Raw genomic sequence first — 24,167 nt, 5'->3', positions numbered from 1 at the left:
AAGTCGGGGGCCAGCTCACGGCACCACCTCGTCGGGTGCACCGCCACGAGCGGCTGGTACGGGCGCGGTGGCGTCGGGCAGATCGACGACACGGCCCGCGTCCCAGGGGATCGACCAACCCGCCATGTCCAGCAATGCCGCGATCACCCCTGCCGTGAAACCCCAGACGAGCAGTCCCCGGACCTGGAACGCGGGTCCGATCCAACCGCTCAGATGTCGCACCCGGATACGGTTCTGCGGGTCGGCCAGTTCACTGATCGGCAGTCTGTCGACATGCGCGACTTCGGTCGCCTGCAACGGGGAAACCGTGTGCGGCTTGCGCCACCAGGCCAGAACCGGAGTGACGACGAAGCCGCTGACCGGGATCCACATGTCCGGCAGGAGTGCCAGCACCTCGGCCGACGACGGGTCGAGCCCGACTTCCTCGCTGGCCTCGCGCAGCGCGGTGGCTGAGGCGTCGGCGTCCTCCGGGTCGGTGGCACCGCCGGGGAAGGCCACCTGGCCGGCGTGGTTTCGCATGGTCGCGGCCCGCTGCAGGATCAGCAGCTCCGGCTGCCCGGTGGAGTCCTCGCCGAGCAGCACCAGGACCGCGCTGGCCCGGCCACCGGAGCCGACCGGTTTGCGCAGGGCGGTGAAGTCCTCGGACCGGCACTCGCCGACCCTGGTGAGCAGCGGCTCGAACCAGTCAGGCAGGTCGTCGGGACGCCGTAGAACCTCACCCCGGCTCATCGGGTCACCGTAACGCCGATGTGTTTCCGCACCTGTTCGATCAACTGATCGACGTCCATGGACGCGCGATGCACGTACATTCCCCCGTCGGCATCGATGAAGACGGTGGCGGGCAGCATCGTCGCCCCGAGCTTGTTGGCGAACGTCATCTCCGGATCGAAGAGAGTCGGAAAACTGACACTCTTGTCGGCGGCGAATTCGGCCCCGGCCGTACGGCTGTCCTTGGTGTCGACGCCGATCACGGTGAACCGGCCGTCGGCTCGGTCGGCGAGTCCTTGGAAGACCGGAAGCTCCTCGCGACAGGGGCCGCACCAGGAACCCCAGATGTTGATCACAGCGGGGGTGGGGAGGTCACGCAGCCGCACCTCGGCGCCGCCGGTGAAGCAGCTCAGCGAAATATCCGGAATCTCGGACTTGGTGGTGCCGCCGGTCAGGCCGTCACACGCGGCGAACGGCGACGGTGTCTCCGGTTCGACCGCGGCCGTGCAGCCGGCCAGCGCCGCAAGCACGGCCAGCGCCGCAAGCCGTCGAATCACAGCAGCTCCGGAGCCGGGTCGGCATCATCAGCCGGAGAGGAGCCAGCGACGCCAGACGAAGACAATTCGGCGCCGGACAGCGAACCAGCGCCGGACGACGGGTCGACGTCGGACGACGGAAGCGAGAGCGCGGCGACCGGGACCAGATCGGGGTCGACCCCGGCGGCCACCGCCAGCTCGCGTGCCCGCGGACCCTTGAGCAGTTTCGCCGCAGGCGCAGCCTCGGTGGGCCCGGTCCCGTACGACGGGCACATGGCAGCCAGCGTGCAAGCCCCGCAGGCGGGGGTCCGCGAGTGGCAGACCCGACGCCCATGGAAGATCACCCGGTGCGACAGCATGGTCCAGTCGCGTTTCTCGATCATGGCCGCGATCAGGAACTCGATCTTCACTTCGTCCTGCTCGTCGACCCACCCGAACCGGTTGGTGAGCCGCCGGAAGTGGGTGTCCACGGTGATGCCCGGAACCCCGAAGGCGTTGCCCAGCACCACGTTCGCGGTCTTCCGGCCGATGCCGGGCAGTTTCACCAACTGGTCGAGCTTGCGCGGGATCTGCCCGTCGTGCCGCTCCAGCAGGGCCTGACCGAGCCCGATCAGCGAGTTGGTCTTGGCCCGGAAGAATCCGGTCGGCCGGAGGATCGTCTCCATCTCGGCCCGGTCCGCACCGGCGTAGTCGGCCGCGGTCCGGTAGCGCCGGAACAGCTCCGGAGTCACCTGGTTGACCCGCACGTCGGTGGTCTGCGCCGAGAGGATCGTCGCGACGGCCAGCTCGAGCGGATCGGTGAAATCCAGCTCGCAGTGCGCGTCGGGGTGTGTCTCAGCGAGCTCGCGGGCCATCTTGCGGGCCCGGCGCTTGCGCCCCAGCACCGTCTCTCCCGCGAAGCGCTTCGGTGCGAGAGTCGCTGCGCTCGGTCGGGTCACCGGTAAAGAGTACGTCGGTCACGCCGGGGCCTTGATGCTCCCGTCCGCCCCGATCACCGCACCGGTGGCGTCGAAGTCGGCCTCGGACAGGTCGGCGACCATCTTCCGGCCGCGCTCATTCGTCTTGTCCAGGGTGGGGACACCGAGATCGTTGAGGTACGTGGAGACGAACTTCCCGCCGGTGAACGAGCCGTCCTTGGTGAGCGACACGTGCAGTACCCCGGAGTACTTCAGGACACCGTCGCGAGAGAGGGTGCGCCCGCCACCGGCGAAGTTGCCGAGGCTGTAAGCGATCAGTTTGCCCTGGTAGAACTCCATGCCCCGGAGCACGTGCGGCCCGTGCCCGACGACCAGGTCGGCACCGGCGTCGATGACGGTCCGGCTGAACTTGATCGGGTTGCCCCGGTTCTCCCCGAAGTACAGCTCGTTGCCGGCCTTCACGTGGGTCTTGTCCGAGCCCTCGGCACCCATGTGCACCTGGACCACGACGAGATCGGCCTGTTCGGCGGCCTTCTTGATCACGGTGGCCGCGGCGGACAGGTCGTTCAGGTTGTTGGCACCGGCGTACGGCGAGAAGCCCACCACCGCCACCTTGACACCCTTGACGTCCACGACGGTGATCTGGTCCTCGGCCCCGGTGTGTTCGAGCCCGGCGCCCTCCAGAGCGGTCACGGTGTTCTCGTAGCCCTGAGGGCCGTAGTCCTTGGAGTGGTTGTTGGCCGTGTTGAGCAACTGGAACCCGGCCTCCTTCAGGTGCCCGGCATAGGCCGGCGGCGACCGGAAGGCGAAGCAGTTTGGCCGTTTCGGCGTTCCGCACTTGGAGGTGCCGGTGTCGCCGGTGAGCGGCTGTTCGAGGTTGCCCATCACCAGATCGGCCGTGAGGCTGGACGCCACCGAGTCGAAGAACCCGTCGCCGTCGCGGGCGGGCAACCGGTTCGGGGCGTCGCCCATGATGATGTCGCCGGTGGCGGAGAGGCTGATCGATTCGACCTCGGCGGACTCCTCGGTCGGCGCGGAGCCGTCGGCGGCGGAGGGGGACGATCCGGACGGCGCGTTCCAAACCGGCGCCTCATCGCCCGGGCTAACCAGGGAACATCCCCCCAAACCGGCGCCAATAAGGACAGCAACGGCAATCGTGACGCCGAGTGCTGAACGTTTCGTACGATGGGCTGGGGGGTGCGAATTCATCGACGCGGACGATACCGTCGGAACGCAAGCGGAATCGACAGACGAAAGGCCCGTCCTGATATGCCCGGACCGCTGAATTGTCACCGGCTGTCATGGCGAACCTGTTACCGTCCAGTATCTGGATCAAGGGGTGGCCGCCCGTTTCCCGCCCGCGTGCGCCTAGACTGATCGAGCGCAGACGTTGCGCGTTTTCGGAGGTGCGGCGATGGATGAGGTACTGGCTCGCAGCGGAATCTTCCAGGGAGTAGACCCGGAAGCCGCAGAGGCGCTCGCCAAGGAGATGGACACGATCGAAGTCCGTAAGGGCGACGTGGTCTTCAACGAGGGCGAGGCCGGCGACAGCCTGTATATCGTTCTGTCCGGCAAGATCAAGCTCGGACGCCGGGCCGCTGACGGTCGGCAGAACCTCGTCTCCATCATGGGGCCGTCGGACATGCTCGGTGAGCTGTCCCTGTTCGACCCGGGTCCGCGCACGGCCACCGCGACCGCGGTGACCGACAGCCGGCTGGCCCGATTGAAGAAGTCGTCGCTGCGCCCGTGGCTGAACAACCGGCCGGAGATCGCCGAGCAGTTGCTCCGCGTGCTCGCCCGCCGGCTGCGCCGCACCAACGACGCACTCGCCGACCTGATCTTCACCGACGTGCCCGGTCGCGTCGCGAAGAACCTGCTGCAGATGGCGGGCCGGTTCGGCACCCGGGACGGCGGTGTCCTTCGGGTGACGCACGACCTCACTCAGGAGGAGCTGGCGCAGCTCGTCGGCGCCTCCCGCGAGACGGTCAACAAGGCGCTCGCCGACTTCGCCTCACGCGCCTGGCTGCGCCTCGACGGCAAGAGCGTGATCATCCTGGACCCGGAGCGCCTGGCCCGCCGCGCCCGCGTCTGACCACTGCTTTCCAGGGGCTGTCCTTTCGGACAGCCCCTGAGTCGTGCCGTTACACCGGTCCGTGTCGCATCCCCTTAGCCACTCGTTACGGAGGTGGCCGAGAGGCATCGGCAGGAACGGGAAGGGCGCGGCATTGAAGGCAGGCAGGGGTGTGGCGAGATGACCGTGCTCGACACCACGCTGGACCCGCGTGACCCCGCCTACCTTCAGGGGCGCAGTACGACTCTGGAGCTCCTGGCCGATCTGGAGTCCGCCCTCGACGAGGCGCGGGCCGGTGGCGGCGAGAAGAACGTGACCCGGCATCACGCGCGCGGCAAACTGCTGCCCCGCGAGCGCATCGAGATGCTGCTCGACCAGGACAGCCCGTTCCTGGAACTGTGCCCGGTCGCGGCCCGCGGCTCGGAGTACCCGGTCGGGGCGAGTGTGGTCACCGGCATCGGCGTGGTCGAAGGCGTCGAATGTGTGGTGGTGGCGAACGATCCGACCGTGAACGAGGGTGCGGTCAACCCGTACACGGTGGAGAAGATCCGGCGGGCCACCACGATCGCCTCGGTGAACCGGCTGCCGATGGTCGGCCTGGTCGAGTCGGCGGGTGACCCGGGCGCGGCCGGTGGTCTCTTCCCTCCGGAGCGGGTGCCCTCGATCTGCGTGGTCTTCGGGGCCGCCACCGGGGACGCGGCCTATCTGCCGGCGCTCTGCGACTACACGATCCGGGTCCGTGGTCATGCCAAGGTGCTGACGATCCACCCGCAGCCGATAAACGGTCACACCAGCGTCGACGTGCGGGCCACCCCGGTCGTGCCGGCCGGTCCGGACGGGCCCGCCGATCAACTGGCCGAAGACGAGCGGGACGGTCTGCGGCTGGCCCGGCAAAGTGTGCGCCGGCTCAACTGGCGCAAACACGGCCCGCCACCCCGGACCATCCGGCCCCGGCCACCCCGGCACACCCCGGAGGGCCTGCTCACCCTGGCCGCCACCGATCCGGCCGGGTTCGACGCCCGCGAGGTGTTCGCCCGGATCCTCGACGACAGCGACTTCGACGAGTTCAAGCCCGGCCACGGCACCGCACTGGTGGCCGGGTGGGGCGAATTGCACGGATATCCGATCGGCGTGCTCGCCGCCCCGATCCGCTCCTGTTCGGTGGTCGAAGCTCAGAAAGTGGTGCATTTTCTGCACGTGGCGAACGCCACGGCGACGCCGCTGCTCTTCCTCCGCCACACGGGGGCGCCGTTGAACGGTACGGCGGACGACGTGCATGACGCCCCGATGGCACATGCCATCGCCCGGTCCACCGTGCCGCACCTGGCTCTCACGGTCGGCGACGCCACCGGCGAACGCACCGACGAGCCCCGTTTCCGATTCAGTTGGCCCGCTGTCGGTGCCACGCCGGCCGACGACGGTGTCATCGATCCCCGCGACACCCGTACGGTCCTCGGCCTCTGCCTCTCCGCCGTGCACAGCGCGGCCGTGGAAGGCGCCGGCCACGTCGGTGTGTTCCGACCTTGAAAGGTAGACCAGTGATCCGACGACTTCTGGTGGCCGACCGCGGTGAGGTCGCGCGCCGGGTCTTCGCCACATGCAGGCTGGTCGGCATCGAGACGGTCGCCGTCTACTCCGACGTCGACACCGACGCGCCGCACGTGATCGAGGCCGACTACGCGGTTCATCTGCCCGGCAACACCCAGTCGGCGACCTACCTGCAGACCGGGGCGCTGATCGCGGCCGCCCAGCGGGCCGGAGCCAACGCCGTGCACCCGGGCACCGGGATGCTCGCCGAGGACCCCGGGTTCGCCCAGGCGGTCGTGGACGCCGGGATGATCTGGGTCGGCCCGCCGCCGGCCACGCTGCGTACCCTGGTCGCCAAGATCGAGACGAAGCGGCTGGTCGCCGAGGCGCAGGTGCCGGTCCTGCCGACCTGGACCGATCCGGATCTGGTGCCCTCTTTCCCGGTGCTGATCAAACCGGCGACCGGCAGCGGCGGCCACGGCATCCGGGTGGTCCGGGACGCCGGGACACTCGCCGAAGCAGTCGCCTCCACCCGGCGCGAGGTCGGCGGGGACGTCTTCTGCGAACCGTACGTCGGCAACGTCCGGCACATCGAAGTCCCGATCCTGGCCGACGCCCAGGGCGCGGTGGTGCCGTTCGGGGAGCGGGAATGCTCGGTGCAGCGCCGCTACCAGAAGATCGTCGAGGAGACCCCGTCACCGGCGGTCGACCCGGCGCTGCGCGAGGACCTGTGCCGGGCGGCGATCGTCGCGGTCCGGGCCCTCGGTTACGTCGGCGCCGGTGCGGTCGAGTTCCTGCTCGACCCGAACGGCGACTTCTGGTTCCTGGAGCTGACCCCGACCCTGCAGGCCGACCACGCGGTCACCGAATGTGTCTCCGGCTACGACCTGGTCCGTCTCCAACTGCTGGTCGCCGAAGGTGGCAGCGTGCCGATGCCGGGCCCGCCGCCGATCCGCGGTCACGCCATCGAGGTGCGGGTCTGCGCCGAGGACCCGGCCTACGCCTGGCTGCCGGCCACCGGAACCCTGCACAAGTTCGCGGTACCCGACATCGCCGGCCAGTTCCGCCCGCTGCCTCAGCCCGGTCTGCGCCTGGACGCCGGAGTCACCGACGGCTCGGTGATCGGCATGCACCACGACCCGATGCTGGCGAAACTGGTCGCCTGGGCACCGAGCCGCCAGGAAGCCGCCCGGATGCTGGCCTCCGCGCTGGCCCGTACCCACCTGCACGGTGTCGTCTCCAACCGGGACCTGCTGGTCCGGGTGCTGCGGCACCATGCCTTCCGGGCCGGCGAGGTCGACACCGGTTTCCTCGATCGGCATCCCGAAGTCTTCGCCCCGCTGCTCTCGTCGGTGGACGCCGTCCGTCTCTCCTGCCTGGCCGCGGCTCTCGCCGGAGCCGCCGCCCGACGCGCCGCCGCCCCCGTGCTCAGCTCGTTGCCGTCCGGCTGGCGCAACGTGCCGTCCGGCTCCCAGAACGCGGTCTACGACGGCCCGACCGGCCCGGTCGAGGTCGGCTACCGGATGAACCGCCACGGCGAACTCGCCGGCTGGTGGGTCCGGGCCGTCGACCCCGAGGAACTGGACCTGGCCGGACTCGGGCACGCCCCGGTGAACGACGAGCACCCGCCCGTGGTCGTGGTCCAGGCCGACAGTGACCGGGTGGTCCTCAACGTGCAGGGCATCCGCCTGGCCGTCCACGTCCACCGGGTCGGCGAGGTCTCCTACGTCGACAGTCCGGAAGGTTCGGTCACCCTTCGCGAGATCTCCCGGTTCCCGCTGCCGGCCCCCGAAGCCGTCGAATCGTCGCTGATCGCTCCGTTGCCCGGGGCCGTCCGCCGCGTCCTGGTGGTCCCCGGCCAGCGGGTCCGGGCCGGCGAACTGCTGCTCACCCTGGAGGCGATGAAGCTGGAACACCCGGTCCACGCCCCCGCGGCCGGTGTCGTGTCGTCCGTGCCGGTCCAGCCGGGCGCCGAAGTGGACACTGGGGAACTATTGGCCGTGCTCGACCCGGAATGACCTCGGAACATCGATAGGGCCGTTCACGTCGATCCGCTATCGTCTCACCGTCATCGATGACTGACCGGGGATTCGACAATGGCTGTACGGCGTCGCCACGGTCAAGACCGACGCCAAGGGCGTGTGGCGGCCCACGGTGAAGCCGGTGGTCAACCACCGCCTACCGGGCCGATGGCGCCTACAACGGCACCGCGAACAGCACCACGGTCACCATCAAGGTGAAGTGATCGATCGGAAGGGATCGCTCACGCCCGGCGGCCGCGCCGTCGGTCGTGAGGGGCCGCCCTCTCGCGGCGACCGCCACGTTCAGTGAAGGGCGACGATCCGTACCAGAAAAGGGTGTTGATCGTCAGTTTCCCAGGAACCACTTCTGGAAGAAGCCCTTGCGGTCCGGGTTGTTGTGGACTGTGGGGGTTTCGTCCAGGGTCGGCGTGCTCGGCGGGATCGGGCGTGGTCGTGGTGGGGGCACGTGGTTGGGGCGGACGGTGCGGTAGACCGTCGGCGGGGGCTGCGGGGTCGACGGGTCCAGGTGCAGGTTGTTGAGCAGGTCACGGAGTTGTTCGGCGGTGGGGCGGGCGCCGGGGTCGTTGTTCATGCCGTAGCGCAGCACATCGGTCAGACCTCGGGGGACACCGGGGAGTTCCGCGATCGGGTGGTTGAACAGGTCCATCAGGGTCAGGATGCTGGGGCTGCGGTTGCTGTCCCAGCGGGGCGGGCGGCCGCTCATCACCGCGTAGAGGCTGGCGCAGAGGGCGTAGACGTCGGCGGCGCCGGACGGGCTGTCGTGGCGGAACATCTCCGGCGGGGCGTAGGCCGGGGTCAGCACTTCGAGGGTGACCGAGGAGTCGCGCATCTCGCCGAGGACGGCCAGGCCGAAGTCGGCGAGGACGGCGGCGTTGAATTCGGAGTAGAGGATGTTGGCCGGTTTGACGTCGCGGTGCAGGACGCCGTTGGCGTGTGAGTGCACCAGCGCGTCCGCGATCTTGATGCCGACATCGCGGGCTTCGACCGGGGTGAGCGGGGAGACGCGCATCCGGTCCAGGTATGACCCGTCACACAGTTCCATGATCAGGTACGGATGCTGGTCGACCGTCACGCCGACGTCGAACAGGTCGACGACGTGCGGGTGCGACGACATGCGGCCGGCGGCGCGGGCCTCGCGCAGGAACCGGGCTTGATCGCGGGCGTTGTCGAGGGTGCGGTTCTCGACCTTGATGGCGACCTCACGGCCGACCGAATCCTGCGTCGCTCGATACACGGTGGCATAACCACCACGCGCCATAACGGACAAACCGGACATGCCCGGCACGTATGGAACGGGCAGGGCACCAGGCGGGGTCTCCGTCACGAGATAGAAAATACGCCAGCCGCTTGAAAGATCATCCGGGCACGTCAGACGCGTACGCGACAGTTTCGTCGACGACGGTCGCCGAGAGGGTCTCCCGCAGCTCTTCGGCGGACGCTCGCTCGCTGGCCTGCTCGGTCGAATAGGCCAGTCGGATCGCTTCCTCAGCCGACGCGTAGGCCTCCTCGCAACGGTCCGCGGCGGCCAGCACCCGGGCCCGGACCATTGCCGAGATCACGCTGCTGCGGACGTCCTCGGCCGGTGCCGCACCGGCCCGGTCGATCCACGCGACCGCTGACTCGACCCGGCCGTCGGCGAGAAGAGCCGACGCGTACGACGCCAGCACGTGCCGACGCGAGAACAGCAGCGACGGCGTCGCGTTCTCGGTGGCGATCGGTGCGAGCAACCCGATCGCGGTCGCCGCGTCACCGGCCCGGATCCGGGCCTCGGCCAGCAGCACCCGCGGGCCGACCTGAGCCGGCGCCATCGGGTTGTGCGGTTCGACCGAGGTCATCACCCGGCGGGCGTCAGCCTCCGCGGTCTCCAGGTCGCCGCGCTGCAGGGCGACGAACCCGCGCAGCGTCCCGGCCATCCCGAGCAGCAGCGGATGCCCGGTGCGATCGGCGTAGGCCAGCGCGTCGGTGAGCAGGTCGTACGCGTGGTCCGGCTCGTTCAGCCCGCGGGCGGTGGCACCCCGCACCACCATGGCCAGGCCGCAGCCCCAGTCGTCGTTGACGTTCAGGAACTCGCCGTACGCCCGGCGCGCCTGCCCGTCGGCCGCACCGAGGTCGCCCATCTCAGCGGCGGCGTAGGCCTCGACGACCCGCAGCGTGCCGACCGCCCAGCCCTCACCGACCCGGTCCCCGAACGGCAGGAAGAGCCGGGCCAGCCGCCGCGCCTCCTGAAGCCGGCCGGCCAGCAGCCGGGCGAACGCCGTGGTGCCGCGCAGCCAGGCCCGCCCGACCGGATCGCCCAGCTCGGCGAAGAGCCGCGCGGCCCGGCCCAGCACCGCGTCGGTACCGGCGAAGTCGCCGCGCGTGGTGGTCACCCAGGCCAGGTTCTGCAGCGCCCAGGCCTGCCCGTGCCGGTCCCCGGCGGCGAGCGTGACCTGGTAGGCAGCAGCGAACCGGCTGCTCGCCTGGCTCAGTCGGCCGTTGAGGAAGTCAGCCATGCCGAGGCGGCGCATCGCGTTCGCCCGCTCCGGCAGCAACTGCGCCTCGGTGGCCACCTCCAGGGCCTCCTGCCAGGCCGCGACGGCCCGCCCGGAGTCACCGAGAGCCTCGTGGGCCCGGCCCACCACGATCAGCGCCTCGGCCCGGCACACCGGCTCGTCGGCGGAACCGGCCGAGATCTTCTCGCCCAGGGCCAGCGCCTCGTCGGCCCGGCCGAGACGCAACTGGGCGCGGGCCAGCACGAGTTGGTCGGGCAGCGGCAGATCACCCTTGGCCAGGGCGGTAGCGCGGTCGGCGTACTCGATGGCGGCGGCCGGCTCGATGTCGGCCAGGGCGCGCCGGGCCATCCGGCCGAGTGCCGAGACGCCGAGCGGGGCCACCTCGCGGGCCACCGCGTCCGGTCGCAGGCGGACCGCGTCGGCCAGCTCGATCGCGGTCTCGGCGTGCATGGCGACGAACACGTCCCGCTCGCCGTCGGTCAGGTTGAGCCGGACCGCGCCGTCGTGCCCGGGCCGGTCGACCGTCTCCGGCGCGGCCCACCCGGCCAGGTAGGCGTGCCGTTCGGCCAGGTCGCCCTTGCCGATCCCGGCGTAGGCGGCCTCCCGCATCAGCGGGGTGGTGAACCGGAAACCGCCCCGGGAGCGGTGCAGCATCCGGCGTTGCAGCAGTTCGTCGACGGCGCGGTCCAGTTCGACCACGACGACCACACCGGCCCGGGTGTCGGCGGCCGCCCGGCGTTCCTGAAGCGCCTCCAGCACCCCGCTGGGCACGGTCGTCCCGGCCACTGAGGCGTCCCGCAGCACCGAGCGGGGCTCGGGCGACAGCGCGTCGATGCGGGCGGCCAGAACGGCGGCCAGGTCGCGGGAGAGCAGGCGGCTGCCGAGGGAACCGGCGGCGAGCTGCCACCGGCCGACCGCGTGGGCGCCGACCGCCGGGGTGAGCGCACCCCGCTCCAGCAGCAGGGTGACCATCTCGGCCAGGTAGAACGGGTTGCCCTGGGCGTTGGCGAGCAGCCGGTCGCTGTCGGCCGGGGGCAGTTTTCCGCCGTGCAGGTACGAGGTGAGCAGCCGGGAGGCGTCGGCACCGCGCAGCGGCGGCAGGGCGTGCACCTCGGCGTCGGCGAGCCGGCTCATCGCCCCGGAGCGCACCAGTTCCGGCCGGCCGAGCAGCAGCGCGACGACCGGGCCCTCCAGCAGGCTGAGGGTGCGCCCGATGGCGTCGAGCGTGGTGTCGGTGGCGTCGTGCAGGTCGTCCACGATCACCACCAGCGGTTCCTCGGCGGCGAGCGCGTTGAGCAGCTGGGCGACGGCTTCGGCGATGGCTTCGGCGTCGATGCGCCGGCCACTGCCGGGCCGGTCGGCGGGGGCGGCCGGGCCGACCGCGCGGTCCGGGGCGTCGCTGTAACCGAGCAGGGCCAGGAGGCGGTCGCTGTCGAAGGTGGCGTTCAGCCGGCCGGCGAGTTTGCGGAGGCGCTCCTCGACGACGGTGCGGGCGACCGAGACGGTGACGTCCTTGGGCAGGGCGGCGGCCTTGCGGACGATGTCGGCGAGCGGGGCGTAACGGCGGCGCTCGCCGAAGGCCCGGCAGCGCACCCGCAGCACCCGGGCGCCGTGCCCGGAGTAGTCGGCGGCCAGGCGCTTGACCTCGCCGGCGAACCGGGACTTGCCGATGCCCGCCTCCGCGGTCATCACCAGGATCTTCGGGGTGCCGGTGTCGATCGCCTCGGCCAGCCGGCCGGAGAACCGGCCCAGTTCGGATTCCCGGCCCACGTACGGCGCTTCGTCGCCCAGGCCGGAGCGGGTGCCGGGGGCATCGTGCAGGCCGAGCAGTTCGTAGGCGGGCACCGGCTCGCGTTTGCCCTTGAGCCGCAGCGGGCGCAGTTGCCGCCAGGAGGCCACGTGCCGGGTGCCGCCGCTGGTCCGCTCGCCGGCGTAGACCGTCCCGACGGCAGCGGCGTCGGCCAGCCGGGCCGCGGTGTTCACGGTGTCGCCGATGACGGTGTATTCGATGCCGGCCTGCATACCGGCGATCACCTCGCCGGTGTTCAACCCGACCCGCAGCCCGAGCGGGGCGCCGCCGCCGCGCTCGTCGTCGAGCACCCGGCGGACCGCGCGCTGCATGCTCAGCGCGGCTCGGACGGCTCGCTCGGCGTCGTCCTCGTGGGCCACCGGCGCGCCGAAGACCGCCATGATGCCGTCGCCGGTCAGTTTGTCGACGTGCCCGCCGAACGTCTTCACCGCTCCGGCCAGGGACGCCAGCACCCGGTCGGTGACCGCGCCGACCCGTTCCGGGTCGAGGTCCTCGGAGAACGAGGTGAAGTCGGAGAGGTCACCGAAGAGCACTGTGACGATGCGCCGCTCGGCGGCCGGGAGCAGGGCCGCGGACGGCAGGGCGGCACCGCAGTGGTGGCAGAAACGGGCGCCGGGGACCGGGACGGTCCCGCAGACCGGGCAGGTCACGGCTTCTTCTCCTGGTTGTTCTCCGGACGCAGGTATTCGATCTGGGCCGCCGCGGACCATTCGGCGGCGAACCGCAACGCCGGGTCGAGGTCCGGGTAGACCAGGTCGACGACCGCCGCGGGCGTCTCGGCACCGGCTGCCATCGCGGTGGCCACCTGCGCCAGCCGTTGCCGGCGATGCCCCAGATAGAACCGGGCACGCTCGGCGGTGTCGCTGCGGGCCGGTCCGTGACCGGGCAACATCACGATCTGCGGGTACGCGCTGAGCAACTCCAGACTGCGGAGGTAGTCCCCGAGATCGCCGTCCGGCGGGGCCACCACCGTGGTCCCGCGGCCGAGCATGGTGTCACCGGTGAACATGGCTCGTTCGTTTCCGCACTCGACGACGAAGGACACCGAGTCGCTGGTGTGACCAGGAGTCTCCAGCACGCGTATTTCCAACCCGTTCCCATCCAGGGACTCCCCCGGAACGAACGGCTCATCCCCGAGGCAGTGCACCGGCGAGCCGGCCCGCACCGGAACGCCGCCGAGCAACTCGGACAGCCGGGCGGCACCCTCGACGTGATCATGATGACCGTGGGTGATCAAAATACGCTCGATCCCATCGTGGCCGGCGATCCGGCGCAGATGGCCCTCGTCCAGTGGCCCCGGGTCGATCACGGTCGCCCGCGGCGAGCCGGGCGCCCGCAACAGCCACGTGTTGGTGCCATCCAGCGTCATCGGCCCCGGGTTGGGCGCCAGTAGCAACGTCACCCAACCCGGTAGCCGGTCGACCTCAGCCGACTCGGGCTCAGCACCCCCCATGACCCGAATCGTACGTCGGGCCGGCACCGTTGACCGAGACACGATGTCCGATCCGGTCACCATCGGTGAGCAAATACTGCCGAACCACCGCAAGATCACGCTACTTCGGCGATGACCTCGACCTCGACCGGAGCACCCAGCGGCAGCTCAGCGACACCGACCGCACTGCGGGCGTGCCGTCCCTGCTCACCCAGCACCGCGGCGAACAGATCGGACGCGCCGTTGATCACCGCGGGCTGGCCGGTGAACCCGGGCGCCGAGGCGACGAACCCGGTCACCTTCACGATCTTCACGACCCGGTCGAGGCCGACCAGGGCGTCGATCGCGGCCAGCGCGTTGATCGCGCAGGTCCGGGCCTGAGCGGCCGCGTCCTCGGCGGTGACCTCGGCGCCGACCTTGCCGGTCTGCGGCAGCTTGCCGTCCACGAACGGCAGCTGACCGGAGACGTAGACGTAGTTGCCGGACTGCACGGCGGGCAGGTAGGACGCCACCGGCGGTACCACGGCGGGCAGGGTGATGCCCAGCTCGGCGAGCTTCTCGGCGGGCGCTGTCACGCCTTCGGCCGCTTCAGGTAGGCGACAAGCTGCTCGGGGCCGTTCGGTCCCGGGACGACCTGGACGAGCTCCCAGCCGTCGTCGCCCCAGTTGTCGAGGATCTGCTTGGTCGCGTGGACCAGCAGGGGCACGGTCACGTACTCCCACTTCTGCATGGCTGACGATCTCCTCACGTCGGATACGCGCAACAGCTTAGGACCCGGACGAGTGGCAGGTTGGTTAGGCTGAGCGGGAAATGTGTACTTAGCGCACACATACCAACACTTAGGGCGACTGAGTGGAGGATGGCATGACACACCACGGATGGAACGGCCCGGACGGGCTGCCGGAACCGCCGCATGTCCAGGCGCTGCGCATGAAGATGCAGCCGCCGGCCGCCGGTGGCCAGCCGGCCGACTTCGACACCGCCGAGCATCCGGTGGTGCCGCCGGAGGTGATGTCGGCCACCCAGCAGATACCGGCCGTGCCGTGGCGCGCGGAGACCTATCAGCAGGCCCCGCCGGCCGGGGACCCGATCTGGATGGGGCCGCCGTCCAGCGGTCCGGCCCCGGTGACCGGTGAGCCGCGGCGGCGCTCGACGATCTTCCTGTCGATGGCCCTGGTCGCCACCCTGGCGCTCTGCGGCGGCGGGGCCGTCTCGGCATATTTCCTGCTCCGGGACGCCGACAGCCCTGGCTCACCGGATCCGGCGACCGCCGTCAACCGGTTCCTGACGGCGGTCTACACCCAGCAGGACGCCACCGCCGCCCGTGATCTGGTCTGCAGCAAATCCCGGGACGAGGGAAAACTTGCCACCCGGGTGAAGCAGATCTCCGCGTACGCGGACGGGTATGAGGATCCGGTCTTCCGCTGGGACGACCCGGCTCTGGCCGACAGTGACGAAGAACGCGCCCGAGTCGATGTACGCGTCATCATGTCGACCGCGGACGAGAAAACCGCCGCTCAGGACCTACGTTTCACGGTCGTCCGAAAGACCGGCTGGCTGGTGTGCGAGGTCTCCGGCTGACGCGTGCCCGTAACGTGGAACGTATGGGCGAACACCGCAACTGGCCGGAGCGGCTGCACGTGGTGACCGGCAAGGGCGGCACCGGCAAGAGCACCGTGGCAGCCGCCTTGGCGCTCGGTCTCGCGGCCGGGGGCCGGCGCACCCTGCTCGTCGAGGTGGAGGGCCGGCAGGGCATCGCCCAGTTGTTCGGCCTGGAGCCACTGCCCTACGCCGAGCGGAGAGTCGTGACCACCACCGGCGGCGGTGAGGTCCGCGCGCTGGCGGTGGATCCCGAGGAGGCTCTCCTCGAGTACCTGGACATGTTCTACAAGCTCGGCGTGGCCGGGCGGGCGCTGCGCAAGGTCGGGGCCATCGACTTCGCCACCACGATCGCCCCGGGACTGCGCGACGTGCTGCTCACCGGCAAGGTGAAAGAGGCCACCACCCGCTCGAAGGACGGCCGCCGGGTCTACGACGCGGTGGTGCTGGACGCGCCGCCGACCGGCCGGGTGGGCCGGTTCCTCAACGTCACCGAGGAAACCCGCAAGCTGGTCAAGGTCGGGCCGATCAAGACGCAGAGCGAGGGGGTGGCGTCCCTGCTGCGCTCGCCGATGACGGCCGTGCACGTGGTGACGCTGCTGGAGGAGATGCCGGTCCAGGAGACGCTTGACGCGATCACCGAGCTGTCCGGGCTGAACATCCCGGTCGGCCGAGTCGTGGTGAACGGCGCCCGGCCCCCATTGCTGGCCGGTGGGCGGGTCACCAAGGCCGAGATCAAGCGGGGGCTGACCGCCGCCGGGCTGCCCGCCGGCACCGCGACGGTGAACCAGCTGACCGCCGAGGCGCAGGCGCATCTGACCCGGCGTGAGCTGGAGGAGTCACTGCGAGTGGAACTGGCCGAACTGGGCCGCCCCCTGATCGAGCTGCCGCTGTTGCCGGACGGCGTCGACCGAGAGAGCCTCGGTGACCTCGCCGTCCGGCTGATGCAAGCTTGATCGAAGGGAATGTCCGATCAAGACGCACTACCCTGAAATGGTGGCTGACGTGACAGCTCCCCGGCTCGACATCGACGCTCTCCTGGCCGACCCGGCCATCCGCATCGTGGTCTGCTGCGGAGCGGGTGGGGTCGGCAAGACGACCACGGCCGCGGCTCTCGGGCTGCGGGCCGCCGAGGTGCACGGGCGTCGCACGGTCGTGCTCACCATCGACCCGGCCCGGCGGCTGGCCCAGTCGATGGGCCTGACCGAGCTGGACAACACTCCTCGCCAGGTCAAAGGCATCGACGTGGAGGCCAGCGGCGGCGAGTTGCACGCCATGATGCTGGACATGAAGCGCACCTTCGACGAGGTGGTCGAGCAGCACACCACCCCGAAACGTGCCGCCGAGATCTTCGCCAACCCGTTCTACCAGGCCATGAGCTCGACCTTCTCGGGCACGCAGGAGTACATGGCGATGGAGAAGCTGGGCCAGCTCCGGGCCGGCGGCGAGTGGGACCTGATCGTGGTCGACACTCCGCCGTCCCGGTCCGCGCTCGACTTCCTGGACGCGCCGGCCCGGCTGTCCAGGTTCCTCGACGGCCGGATGCTGCGGATGTTCCTGGCTCCCGCGCGGACCGGCGGCCGGAGCGTGTTCAGCCTGGTGACCGCGTCGTTCGGGCTGTTCTCGAAAACCGTGCAGAAGGTGCTGGGCGCCCAGTTGCTCACCGATCTGTCCGGCTTCGTGGCGGCGCTGGACTCGATGTTCGGCGGCTTCCGGCAGCGCGCCGATCTGACGTACCAGATCCTGCAGGACCCGCAGACCGCGTTCCTGCTGGTCGCCGCGCCCGAGCGGGACGCGATCCGGGAGGCCGCCTATTTCGCGGAGCGGCTGGTGGCCGAACGAATGCCGCTCGGCGGGCTGGTGCTCAACCGGATGCACAGCACCGAGTCGGCCGGGTTGTCCGCGGCGGACGCCGAGGCGGCGGCGGACCGGCTGGAGCAGGAGGGTGACCAGCAGGTCACCGCGGAGGTGCTGCGGATCCACGCGGCGCTGCTGCGGCTGGGCGAGCGGGAGACCGCGGTCGCGGCCGGTTTCACCGAAGCCTTCCCGGCGGTGCCGGCCGCCTCGATCGCGGCACAGCCCGCCGACGTCCATGACGTCGACGGGCTGCGAACGATCGGAGCACTGCTCGCCTGATGGGCGGGCGGTGCCTGATCAGCGGGTGGAGACGAGCACCTTGTCGGCGCCCTTCTCCCGCAGTGCGGCCTCGAACATCTTCCGCCAGCTCGCCACATGCGGGTGACGGCGCAGAAGTGCGCGCCTCTCCCGTTCCGTCATGCCTCCCCAGACGCCGAACTCGATGCGGTTGTCCAGGGCGTCGGCGAGGCACTCGTAGCGGACCGGGCAGCTGCGGCAGATCCTCTTTGCCACGTTCTGCTCGGCGCCCTGCACGAACAACGCGTCAGGGTCGCCACTCTGACACGCCGCCATACTGGGCCAGTCGCTGATCATCCCCACGGTAAACGTCCCCCCTTGCTGTCACCCCCTGACGCCGGCGGCTTTCCTGTTCCCCCAGGCCTGTCCCGGCGTCCGTGTCTCGCGGGACCATCATGCTCTGTAGTTGGGTGATTACGCAACGTTGTCCCTCAAATACGTATAGGCCGGTAGTTCCGGGCATAGCGCCCGAGGAACACCGGCCGAACGGGGGTATCTTTGGTGCAGAAGCCGAAAATCGCTCCGCCATCAGGGGTGACAGGCCACACTCACAACGGGCGAGAGAGCCCTTCTCGGCGGGCATACGTGTGCGCGCGTCGCGTACCCTGCTCGGGTGACCTCCTGGTTTCGCAGACGCGACCACAACATCTTCACGAACGCCACCTCGCTACTGGTTTGTGGCCTGCTGGCGGGCGTCGTCGTGGCGGCCGCCGCCTTCCCAGCCGCAGCCATGACCGGACTGGCAGCCAAGGCGGGCGGTAAGACGTTCGCGAATCTGCCCAGTGAGCTCAAGGAGTTCAGTTCCCCACAGATCACACGGGCCTATGCGTCCGACGGCAAGACGCAGATCGCGGTGTTCTACGACGAGTTCCGTAGTGACGTCCCGCTGAAAGACATCTCGCCGCACATGCAGAACGCGATCCTGGCCGCCGAGGACCGCAAGTTCCGCGAACACAACGGTGTCGACCTCAAGGGTGTCGCCCGCGCGTTCGTCAGCAACAACCAGGGCGGTGCACAGCAGGGCGCCTCGACGCTGACCATGCAGTACGTGCGGATGTCGCTGGCCTACTCGGCCACGAACCCGCAGGAGGTCATCGCCGCGACCGAGGACAGCCCGAAGCGCAAGATCAACGAGATGAAGTACGCGCTCCAGATCGAGAAGCAGATCGGCAAGGATCAGATTCTCGAGCGCTACCTCAACATCGCGCCCTTCGGCAACCAGGCGTACGGCGTCTTCGCGGCCAGCCAGGTCTACTTCAACAAGAAGCCCAAGGACCTGACCATCGGCGAGGCCTCGATGCTGGCCGGCATGGTGAAGGCTCCGAGCAGCTTCAACCCGACGGTGCCGAGTGGTCTGGAGCAGATCACCGACCGTCGCGACAACTACATCATCCCGGCCATGCTCTCGATGGGCGTGATCACTGCGGATCAGGCCGAGAAGGCCAAGAAGGAAAAGATCCCGACCAAGGTCAAGCAGATCGGCCGGGGCTGCGCCTGGGTCGCCCGGAACCACTGGGGCTTCTTCTGCGACTACTTCGACCGCTGGTGGAAGAGCCAGGAGGCGTTCGGCGCGACGACGTACGACCGGGAGCGCCGCCTGAAGAGCGGTGGCTACCGGATCGTCACCACGCTGGACATCAAGGGCCAGTCCGGTGCACGCAAGCAGATCACCGACCGCCAGTCCGACTCCAGCCAGAACGCGCTGCTGCTGGCCGGCATCGAGCCCGGCACCGGCAAGGTCCGGCTGCTCGCCACGAACCGCAAGTACAAGCTGGACGACCCGGACAACCCGAAGAACGAGATCTCGTCGGACCCGAAGAAGGCCGCCAAGAAGATCCGGGGCACCCACCCCTACACGACCAACCCACTGCTCACCGGTGGCGGCGACATCACCGGTTACCAGGCCGGCTCCGTGTTCAAGATCTTCCCGATCATCGCCGCACTGGAAGCCGGGTACCCACTCGCCTATCCGATCGCCGCGCAGAAGCAGTACAAGTCCGGGTATCGGATCTCACCGAGTTCACCGGCGGCCTGCGGTGGTGGTTACTACTGCCCGAAGAACTCCGGCGGCGGTGGTGAGGGCCTCTACACGATGTGGTCGGCCTTCGCGAAGTCGATCAACACGTACTTCATCCCGCTCCAGGAGAGGGTCGGGACGGACAAGGTCGTCGCGGTGGCCAAGCGCTTCGGCGTCCAGTTCCGCCAGCCGAAGGACGCCGAGATGACCACCGTGGAAGGCGGCGTCAAGGAGTGGGGCGCGTTCTCCCTCGGCGTCACCGCCTCGACCCCGCTGGACATGGCGAACGCTTACGCGACCCTGGCCGGCGACGGCAAGTACTGCGTGCCCACCCCGGTGGAGCAGATCACCACGCAGGAGGGCGAGAAGATCGACATCGGCAAGCCGCACTGCATCCAGGCCACCACCAAGGACGTGGCCCGCGCCGCCCTGGACGCGGCCCGGTGCCCGGTCGGCGACTCGGCCCAGCTGGGCAGCTGCAACGGCGCCACGGCCGGCCCGACCAAGGGCATCGTCAAGCACCCGGTCTTCGGCAAGTCCGGCACCACCGACGGGTCCAAGACCGCCTCGCTGATCGTCGGCACCACGAAGATCGTCGTCGCCGGTTACATGGCCAACCCGGACTACCCGGAGCACCGGGACCAGATGGACCACGACGTCATCAACCCCGCGGTGCAGTACACGGTCGCCAACTACATGGAGGGCAAGGACCGGGTCCAGTTCAAGAAGCCGAGCAGCACCAAGATCGCGTACGGCGAGCAGCGCTCGATCCCCGACGTGACGTGCGACTCGGTCTCCTCGGCCACGAACCGCCTGGAGGACGCCGGCTTCTCGGTCTCGCGTGGCTCCGAGATCGCCTCCGACTGCCCCGTCGGAACGGTCGCCGGCACCAACCCGTCCGGCCGCACGATCAAGAACGGCGTGGTCGTTCTGGAGATCAGCAGCGGCAAGAAGGACGAGGAGCCGGGCGGCCCCGGCCCGGACAACAGCACCCCACCACGACGTAACTAGTCGCGGGACACCGAAACGGCCGGGAGAGAGAGTCACTCTCCCGGCCGTTTCGTCGTTCAGGGGTGCTCTCAGGCCAGCTGACGCCGCACCTCGGCGGCGACCCGGCCGCCGTCCGCACGGCCCGCCGCCGCGGCCTGGGCCGCCTTCATCGCCGGGCCCATCTGCCCCTTGCCACTGAAGCCGCCGGCGGCCAGCGCCTGCGTCACCACGTCGGCGATCTCCGCGTCGGTGAGCTGCTTCGGCAGGTAACGGTCGAGGATCTCGCCCTCGGCCGTCTCCTTCGCCGCCTGCTCGGCCCGGCCCGCGTCGGCGAAGGCGGTCGCGGCCTCCCGGCGCTTCTTCGTCTCCTTGGCCAACACCGCCAGCACCTCCGCGTCGGAGAGCTCCCGAGCCTGCTTGCCGGCGACCTCGGCGGTCCGCACCGCGGACAGCACCATCCGCAGCGTCGAGGTGATCAGGTCGTCCCGGGACTTCATCGCGGTGTGCAGGTCATCGTTCAGGCGGTCTTTCAACGTTCCCATGGTGGGAGAAACTACCCTTGCGGGCATGCGTAAGCGCTCCTTTATTACGGCCGCCGCCGCTCTGACCGCTGTCGGCGGCGCCACGCTCGCCTATTCCGCCCTTCTCGAGCGCAACATGTTCACCCTCCGGCGCTTCGACGTCCCGGTCCTCGAACCGGACGCGGAGCCCCTGCGCATCCTGCACCTGAGCGACCTGCACATGATGCCCGGCCAGCGGCGCAAGCAGGACTGGGTGGCCGCGCTCATCGGCGCCGACCCCGACCTGGTCGTGGTGACCGGCGACAACATGGCCGACCCGGATGCGGTGCCCGGTGTGCTGCGTGCCCTCGACCCGCTGCTGGCAGTGCCCGGCGCGTTCGTCTTCGGTTCCAACGACTACCGCGGCCCGGTCTGGAAGAACCCACTGCAATACCTACTGCCCGACCGGGAGTACGTGCAGGGTGTCGACCTGCCCGCCGAGGAACTACGGGAGGCCTTCACCGACGCCGGCTGGGCCGACCTGAACAACGCCCGCGTCACCATCAAGGCCGGGGGCCGCTCGATCGAGCTGGCCGGTGTCGACGACCCGCACATCGAGCGCGACGACTACCCGTCCGTGGCCGGTCCGGTCAGCGCCGGTGCCGACCTGCACATCGGTGTCACCCACACGCCCGCCTCCCGGGTGCTCGGCCCGATGGCCGACGACGGGTTCGCCCTGATGCTGGCCGGTCACACCCATGGCGGCCAGGTGTGCGTACCGCTCTACGGGGCGCTCACCACCAACTGCGACCTGCCCACCTCGATGGCCAAGGGTCTGCACCGCTGGCCCGGTTCGGACGCCTGGCTGCACGTCTCCGCCGGACTGGGCACTCATCCCACCGCCCCGATCCGTTTCGCCTGTCGTCCGGAGGCCTCGCTGCTGACCCTGATTCCGCGTTGACCTGCGGTTTTACTCTTTAGGGATACCGGTTGTGGAGGGTGGCGGGGGACCCGCTAGTATTTATCTCGCAGCGACGGGGTGTGGCGCAGTTTGGTAGCGCGCTACGTTCGGGACGTAGAGGCCGTGGGTTCAAATCCCGCCACCCCGACCATTGCAGCAGAGTAGGGCCGGTCTCCGGAAACGGGGATTCGGCCCTGATCTGTTTCTCGGGCCTGTTACAGCGTTTCTCGAGTCTGGCTACAGCGTTTCTCGGGCCTGATTACAGCGCAGCTCTCCCGAAGATGATCGGGAGAGCTTTCTCCCCAGCCGGCCGGCCGAGGACTTCTCGGCTCAGAGGGCCAACTGCACGGATCCCGGGACGCCGCTCACCGTGGGGCCGACCGTGCGGGGTGCCACCTGCTGCGGGACCGCGTACGGGCCCAGCATCGACTCGACAGCGGGGGCGATGGACGGCCGCTCCGACAGTTGCATGAGCCGGGTGGCGCGGGCCAGGGAACCGGTCTCACCGTCGCGGAAGCCCTCGCGGTAGCCGCGTTCGTAGCGGTCGCCACGGCCCATCGCCCGGCCGAGGGCGAAGCAGGAGGAGCCGGCGAGGGCGAGCAGGAAGAGCATCGCGAAGGGCGTCACAGATCTATCCTTCCGGGCGCAAGCCACTAATTAGGCGAAAATTACCCTAAAAAGGCATACGTTGCCTCGGGGAGGAGATCAAGTACGCCATCGGGTGACCGTGAGCGGCGGCCCGTTCTCCGGCCTGACAAACTGGGACCTTGTGACTGACTCCATCGACCTCGCCCGCCAGGTCCGCAGCGTAAGCCGCCTCACCGGCGAGTTCACCCTCCGCTCCGGCCGGACCGCCACCGAGTACTTCGACAAATACCAGTTCGAGGCCGACCCGGTACTGCTCGACCAGCTCGCCGAGCGCCTCGCCGTCCTCATCCCGGAGGGCACCGAAGTGCTCGCCGGCCTGGAGATGGGCGGCATCGCCGTGGTGACCGCCCTGGCCCGGCACGCGAAACTGCCCACCGCGTTCGTCCGTAAGCAGGCCAAGCAGTACGGCACCGCCCGCCTCGCCGAAGGTGCCGAAGTGGCCGGCCGCCGGGTCCTGATCGTGGAGGACGTGGTCACCTCCGGCGGCCAGGTGGTGCTCTCCACCAACGACCTGCGCAAGCTGGGTGCCCATGTGGACCACGCGCTCTGTGTCATCGACCGGCAGGAGGGCGGCTCCCAGGCGCTCGCCGCCGAGGGCATCACCCTGCGCGCCCTGCTGACCCGGGCCGAGCTCGACGCCGCGGCCTGACCTTTCGATGAACCGGCCGGGCCGTGCTCTCCAGCGCGGTCCGGTCCGGCCTAGGCGCGTTTCGCGATCTCGGCGGCGATCAGCTCGGCGATCTGGACCGTGTTGAGAGCCGCGCCCTTGCGCATGTTGTCGCCGGTGATGAAGAGCGACAGCGCCCGCGGATCGTCCATCGCCCGGCGGATGCGGCCCACCCAGGACGGGTCGGTGCCGACCGCGTCGATCGGCATCGGGAACTCGCCCGACTCCGGATCGTCGACCAGGATCACGCCCGGGGCGTTGCGCAGCACCTGACGGGCGCCGTCGGCGGTCACTTCGGAGGCGAAGACCGCGTGCACGGCGATGGAGTGGCCGGTGACCACCGGTACCCGTACACAGGTGGCGGAGACCTTCAGGGCCGGCAGGCCCAGGATCTTGCGCGACTCGTTGCGGAGCTCGATCTCCTCCGAGGACCAGCCGAGGTCCGCCAGATCTCCGGCCCAGGGCACCACGTTGAGGGCCAGCGGGGCCGGGAAGGGGCCCAGATCGTCGCCGACGGCCTGGCGCACGTTGCCGGTGCGAGAGCCGAGCAGACGGTCACCGGCGACCTTGGTGAGCTGGTCGTGCAGTGTGTCCACACCGAGCTGACCGGCACCGGAGGCCGACTGGTAGGAGGCCAGGACCAGCTCACGGAGCCCGAACTCGTCGTGCAGCGGCGCCACCGCGACGATCATCGACGCGGTGGCGGAGTTGGCGCTGGAGACGATGCCGATCGGCCGGGACCGGACCGCCTCCCGGTTGACCTCGGGCACGACCAGCGGCACTTCCGGGCGCATCCGGAACGCCGCCGAGTTGTCCACCACGGTCACCCCACGGGAGACCGCGATCGGTGCCCAGTGCTCGGCGACCGCGTCCGGCACGTTGAACATCGCGACGTCGACGCCGTCGAACGCCTCAGCGGTCAACTCGGCCACGTCGAGACGCTCACCGCGACAGGTCAGCGACTTGCCCACGGACCGGGCCGAGGCGAGGAGCCGGATCTCGCCCCAGTGGTTGCGCCGGGCCGAGAGCAGTTCGAGCATGACGGAACCGACGGAGCCGGTCGCTCCGACGACGGCGAGCGTGGGCTGCGCCATCG

General features: G+C 69.8%; 21 protein-coding genes, 1 tRNA gene and 1 pseudogene. 10 read left to right on the top strand and 13 right to left on the bottom strand.

Translation table 11 applies throughout. The annotated features are described in order from the left end of the window. Positions 1-15 precede the first annotated feature (15 nt). The 4 genes and pseudogenes from BLU81_RS35810 to BLU81_RS35795 form a co-directional block, all read right to left on the bottom strand. The gene (locus BLU81_RS35810) at positions 16-729 is read right to left on the bottom strand and encodes an NUDIX hydrolase (RefSeq protein ID WP_092551581.1); all 714 of its coding nucleotides are present in this window, start codon (positions 727-729) and stop codon (positions 16-18) included. Beyond that, entirely contained in the window at positions 726-1,265 is a 540-nt protein-coding gene (locus tag BLU81_RS35805) for a TlpA family protein disulfide reductase (RefSeq protein ID WP_307833785.1), read from the bottom strand. The genes BLU81_RS35810 and BLU81_RS35805 overlap by 4 nt, the downstream gene beginning before the upstream one ends. Before the next feature lie 134 nt (positions 1,266-1,399). Next, positions 1,400-2,182 (bottom strand): annotated as a pseudogene (nth, locus tag BLU81_RS35800) (endonuclease III); the annotation flags it as partial. 18 nt (positions 2,183-2,200) lie between these two features. Next, positions 2,201-3,370 (bottom strand): CapA family protein, encoded by a 1,170-nt coding sequence (locus tag BLU81_RS35795; protein ID WP_092551578.1) that lies wholly within the window; start codon positions 3,368-3,370, stop codon positions 2,201-2,203. Between the two features lie 205 nt (positions 3,371-3,575). Between BLU81_RS35795 and BLU81_RS35790 the strand changes: the two genes are divergently transcribed. The 3 genes from BLU81_RS35790 (at position 3,576) to BLU81_RS35780 (ending at position 7,777) form a co-directional block, all read left to right on the top strand. Continuing rightward, positions 3,576-4,253, top strand: coding sequence for a Crp/Fnr family transcriptional regulator (locus BLU81_RS35790; protein WP_014447921.1), 678 nt, complete (start codon positions 3,576-3,578; stop codon positions 4,251-4,253). A 159-nt stretch (positions 4,254-4,412) separates the two neighbouring features. Beyond that, entirely contained in the window at positions 4,413-5,759 is a 1,347-nt protein-coding gene (locus BLU81_RS35785) for a carboxyl transferase domain-containing protein (protein WP_092551576.1), read from the top strand. Between the two features lie 11 nt (positions 5,760-5,770). Beyond that, on the top strand, positions 5,771-7,777 hold the full coding sequence (locus tag BLU81_RS35780) for an ATP-binding protein (protein WP_092551573.1): 2,007 nt from the start codon (positions 5,771-5,773) through the stop codon (positions 7,775-7,777). Between the two features lie 349 nt (positions 7,778-8,126). Here the strand turns inward: BLU81_RS35780 and BLU81_RS35775 are convergent, their stop codons facing one another. The 5 genes from BLU81_RS35775 to BLU81_RS35755 all read right to left on the bottom strand — a co-directional run bounded on the left by BLU81_RS35775 (position 8,127) and on the right by BLU81_RS35755 (position 14,265). After that, positions 8,127-9,125, bottom strand: coding sequence for a serine/threonine-protein kinase (locus BLU81_RS35775; protein WP_092551570.1), 999 nt, complete (start codon positions 9,123-9,125; stop codon positions 8,127-8,129). 31 nt (positions 9,126-9,156) lie between these two features. Beyond that, on the bottom strand, positions 9,157-12,753 hold the full coding sequence (locus BLU81_RS35770; protein ID WP_092551567.1) for an adenylate/guanylate cyclase domain-containing protein: 3,597 nt from the start codon (positions 12,751-12,753) through the stop codon (positions 9,157-9,159). Then, the gene (locus BLU81_RS35765; RefSeq protein ID WP_092551564.1) at positions 12,750-13,556 is read right to left on the bottom strand and encodes an MBL fold metallo-hydrolase; all 807 of its coding nucleotides are present in this window, start codon (positions 13,554-13,556) and stop codon (positions 12,750-12,752) included. Before BLU81_RS35765 ends, BLU81_RS35770 begins: the two co-directional genes overlap by 4 nt. 95 nt (positions 13,557-13,651) lie before the next feature. Beyond that, positions 13,652-14,110 (bottom strand): RidA family protein, encoded by a 459-nt coding sequence (locus BLU81_RS35760; protein ID WP_092551561.1) that lies wholly within the window; start codon positions 14,108-14,110, stop codon positions 13,652-13,654. Continuing rightward, entirely contained in the window at positions 14,107-14,265 is a 159-nt protein-coding gene (locus tag BLU81_RS35755; RefSeq protein WP_092551558.1) for a DUF4177 domain-containing protein, read from the bottom strand. Before BLU81_RS35755 ends, BLU81_RS35760 begins: the two co-directional genes overlap by 4 nt. 134 nt (positions 14,266-14,399) lie before the next feature. Between BLU81_RS35755 and BLU81_RS35750 the strand changes: the two genes are divergently transcribed. Genes BLU81_RS35750 through BLU81_RS35740 form a run of 3 tightly spaced genes read left to right on the top strand, consistent with a single transcriptional unit; the run spans position 14,400 to position 17,270 of the window. Continuing rightward, entirely contained in the window at positions 14,400-15,116 is a 717-nt protein-coding gene (locus BLU81_RS35750; protein WP_092551555.1) for an Rv0361 family membrane protein, read from the top strand. 23 nt (positions 15,117-15,139) lie between these two features. Then, positions 15,140-16,090 carry an ArsA-related P-loop ATPase gene (locus BLU81_RS35745; RefSeq protein WP_092551552.1) on the top strand — a complete coding sequence of 317 codons (951 nt, stop codon included), beginning with the start codon at positions 15,140-15,142 and terminating at the stop codon, positions 16,088-16,090. Between the two features lie 37 nt (positions 16,091-16,127). Then, the gene (locus BLU81_RS35740; RefSeq protein WP_092551550.1) at positions 16,128-17,270 is read left to right on the top strand and encodes an ArsA family ATPase; all 1,143 of its coding nucleotides are present in this window, start codon (positions 16,128-16,130) and stop codon (positions 17,268-17,270) included. Positions 17,271-17,288: 18 nt separating this feature from the next. Here BLU81_RS35740 and BLU81_RS35735 read toward each other — a convergent pair whose 3' ends face one another. Beyond that, positions 17,289-17,591, bottom strand: a complete 303-nt coding sequence (locus BLU81_RS35735; protein WP_041832981.1) for a WhiB family transcriptional regulator — start codon at positions 17,589-17,591, stop codon at positions 17,289-17,291. Positions 17,592-17,901: 310 nt separating this feature from the next. On the opposite strand from BLU81_RS35735, the gene BLU81_RS35730 reads away from it, so the two are divergent. Continuing rightward, positions 17,902-20,316, top strand: coding sequence for a transglycosylase domain-containing protein (locus tag BLU81_RS35730; RefSeq protein WP_092551547.1), 2,415 nt, complete (start codon positions 17,902-17,904; stop codon positions 20,314-20,316). Positions 20,317-20,384: 68 nt separating this feature from the next. On the opposite strand, the gene BLU81_RS35725 is transcribed toward BLU81_RS35730, so the two are convergent. Beyond that, positions 20,385-20,837, bottom strand: a complete 453-nt coding sequence (locus tag BLU81_RS35725) for a GatB/YqeY domain-containing protein (protein WP_092551544.1) — start codon at positions 20,835-20,837, stop codon at positions 20,385-20,387. Positions 20,838-20,862: 25 nt separating this feature from the next. Between BLU81_RS35725 and BLU81_RS35720 the strand changes: the two genes are divergently transcribed. Then, positions 20,863-21,756 carry a metallophosphoesterase gene (locus BLU81_RS35720; protein WP_092551541.1) on the top strand — a complete coding sequence of 298 codons (894 nt, stop codon included), beginning with the start codon at positions 20,863-20,865 and terminating at the stop codon, positions 21,754-21,756. Positions 21,757-21,830: 74 nt separating this feature from the next. Continuing rightward, a tRNA-Pro gene (locus BLU81_RS35715) sits at positions 21,831-21,907 on the top strand. A 179-nt stretch (positions 21,908-22,086) separates the two neighbouring features. On the opposite strand, the gene BLU81_RS35710 is transcribed toward BLU81_RS35715, so the two are convergent. After that, positions 22,087-22,383, bottom strand: coding sequence for a hypothetical protein (locus tag BLU81_RS35710; RefSeq protein WP_092551538.1), 297 nt, complete (start codon positions 22,381-22,383; stop codon positions 22,087-22,089). Positions 22,384-22,525: 142 nt separating this feature from the next. On the opposite strand from BLU81_RS35710, the gene pyrE reads away from it, so the two are divergent. Then, positions 22,526-23,053: an orotate phosphoribosyltransferase gene (gene pyrE, locus BLU81_RS35705; protein WP_092558101.1), complete on the top strand. Its 528-nt coding sequence runs from the start codon at positions 22,526-22,528 to the stop codon at positions 23,051-23,053. A 50-nt stretch (positions 23,054-23,103) separates the two neighbouring features. Here the strand turns inward: pyrE and BLU81_RS35700 are convergent, their stop codons facing one another. Next, the gene (locus BLU81_RS35700; protein WP_092551535.1) at positions 23,104-24,165 is read right to left on the bottom strand and encodes an aspartate-semialdehyde dehydrogenase; all 1,062 of its coding nucleotides are present in this window, start codon (positions 24,163-24,165) and stop codon (positions 23,104-23,106) included. Between the last annotated feature and the right edge of the window lie 2 nt (positions 24,166-24,167).

Origin of the sequence: Actinoplanes derwentensis (assembly GCF_900104725.1) — a bacterium.
GTDB lineage: Bacteria > Actinomycetota > Actinomycetes > Mycobacteriales > Micromonosporaceae > Actinoplanes > Actinoplanes derwentensis.
Note: the sequence above shows the minus strand (reverse complement) of the source record. Positions and strands in the feature narration are given on the sequence as shown.

What these genes read in the sequence shown, in the direction of transcription:
- BLU81_RS35810 (WP_092551581.1), bottom strand. Translation starts at nt 729, where the DNA reads ATGAGCCGGGGTGAGGTTCTACGGCGTCCCGACGACCTGCCTGACTGG.
- BLU81_RS35795 (WP_092551578.1), bottom strand. Translation starts at nt 3,370, where the DNA reads ATGAATTCGCACCCCCCAGCCCATCGTACGAAACGTTCAGCACTCGGC.
- BLU81_RS35790 (WP_014447921.1), top strand. Translation starts at nt 3,576, where the DNA reads ATGGATGAGGTACTGGCTCGCAGCGGAATCTTCCAGGGAGTAGACCCG.
- BLU81_RS35785 (WP_092551576.1), top strand. Translation starts at nt 4,413, where the DNA reads ATGACCGTGCTCGACACCACGCTGGACCCGCGTGACCCCGCCTACCTT.
- BLU81_RS35765 (WP_092551564.1), bottom strand. Translation starts at nt 13,556, where the DNA reads ATGGGGGGTGCTGAGCCCGAGTCGGCTGAGGTCGACCGGCTACCGGGT.
- BLU81_RS35755 (WP_092551558.1), bottom strand. Translation starts at nt 14,265, where the DNA reads ATGCAGAAGTGGGAGTACGTGACCGTGCCCCTGCTGGTCCACGCGACC.
- BLU81_RS35750 (WP_092551555.1), top strand. Translation starts at nt 14,400, where the DNA reads ATGACACACCACGGATGGAACGGCCCGGACGGGCTGCCGGAACCGCCG.
- BLU81_RS35745 (WP_092551552.1), top strand. Translation starts at nt 15,140, where the DNA reads ATGGGCGAACACCGCAACTGGCCGGAGCGGCTGCACGTGGTGACCGGC.
- BLU81_RS35740 (WP_092551550.1), top strand. Translation starts at nt 16,128, where the DNA reads ATGGTGGCTGACGTGACAGCTCCCCGGCTCGACATCGACGCTCTCCTG.
- BLU81_RS35725 (WP_092551544.1), bottom strand. Translation starts at nt 20,837, where the DNA reads ATGGGAACGTTGAAAGACCGCCTGAACGATGACCTGCACACCGCGATG.
- BLU81_RS35720 (WP_092551541.1), top strand. Translation starts at nt 20,863, where the DNA reads ATGCGTAAGCGCTCCTTTATTACGGCCGCCGCCGCTCTGACCGCTGTC.
- BLU81_RS35700 (WP_092551535.1), bottom strand. Translation starts at nt 24,165, where the DNA reads ATGGCGCAGCCCACGCTCGCCGTCGTCGGAGCGACCGGCTCCGTCGGT.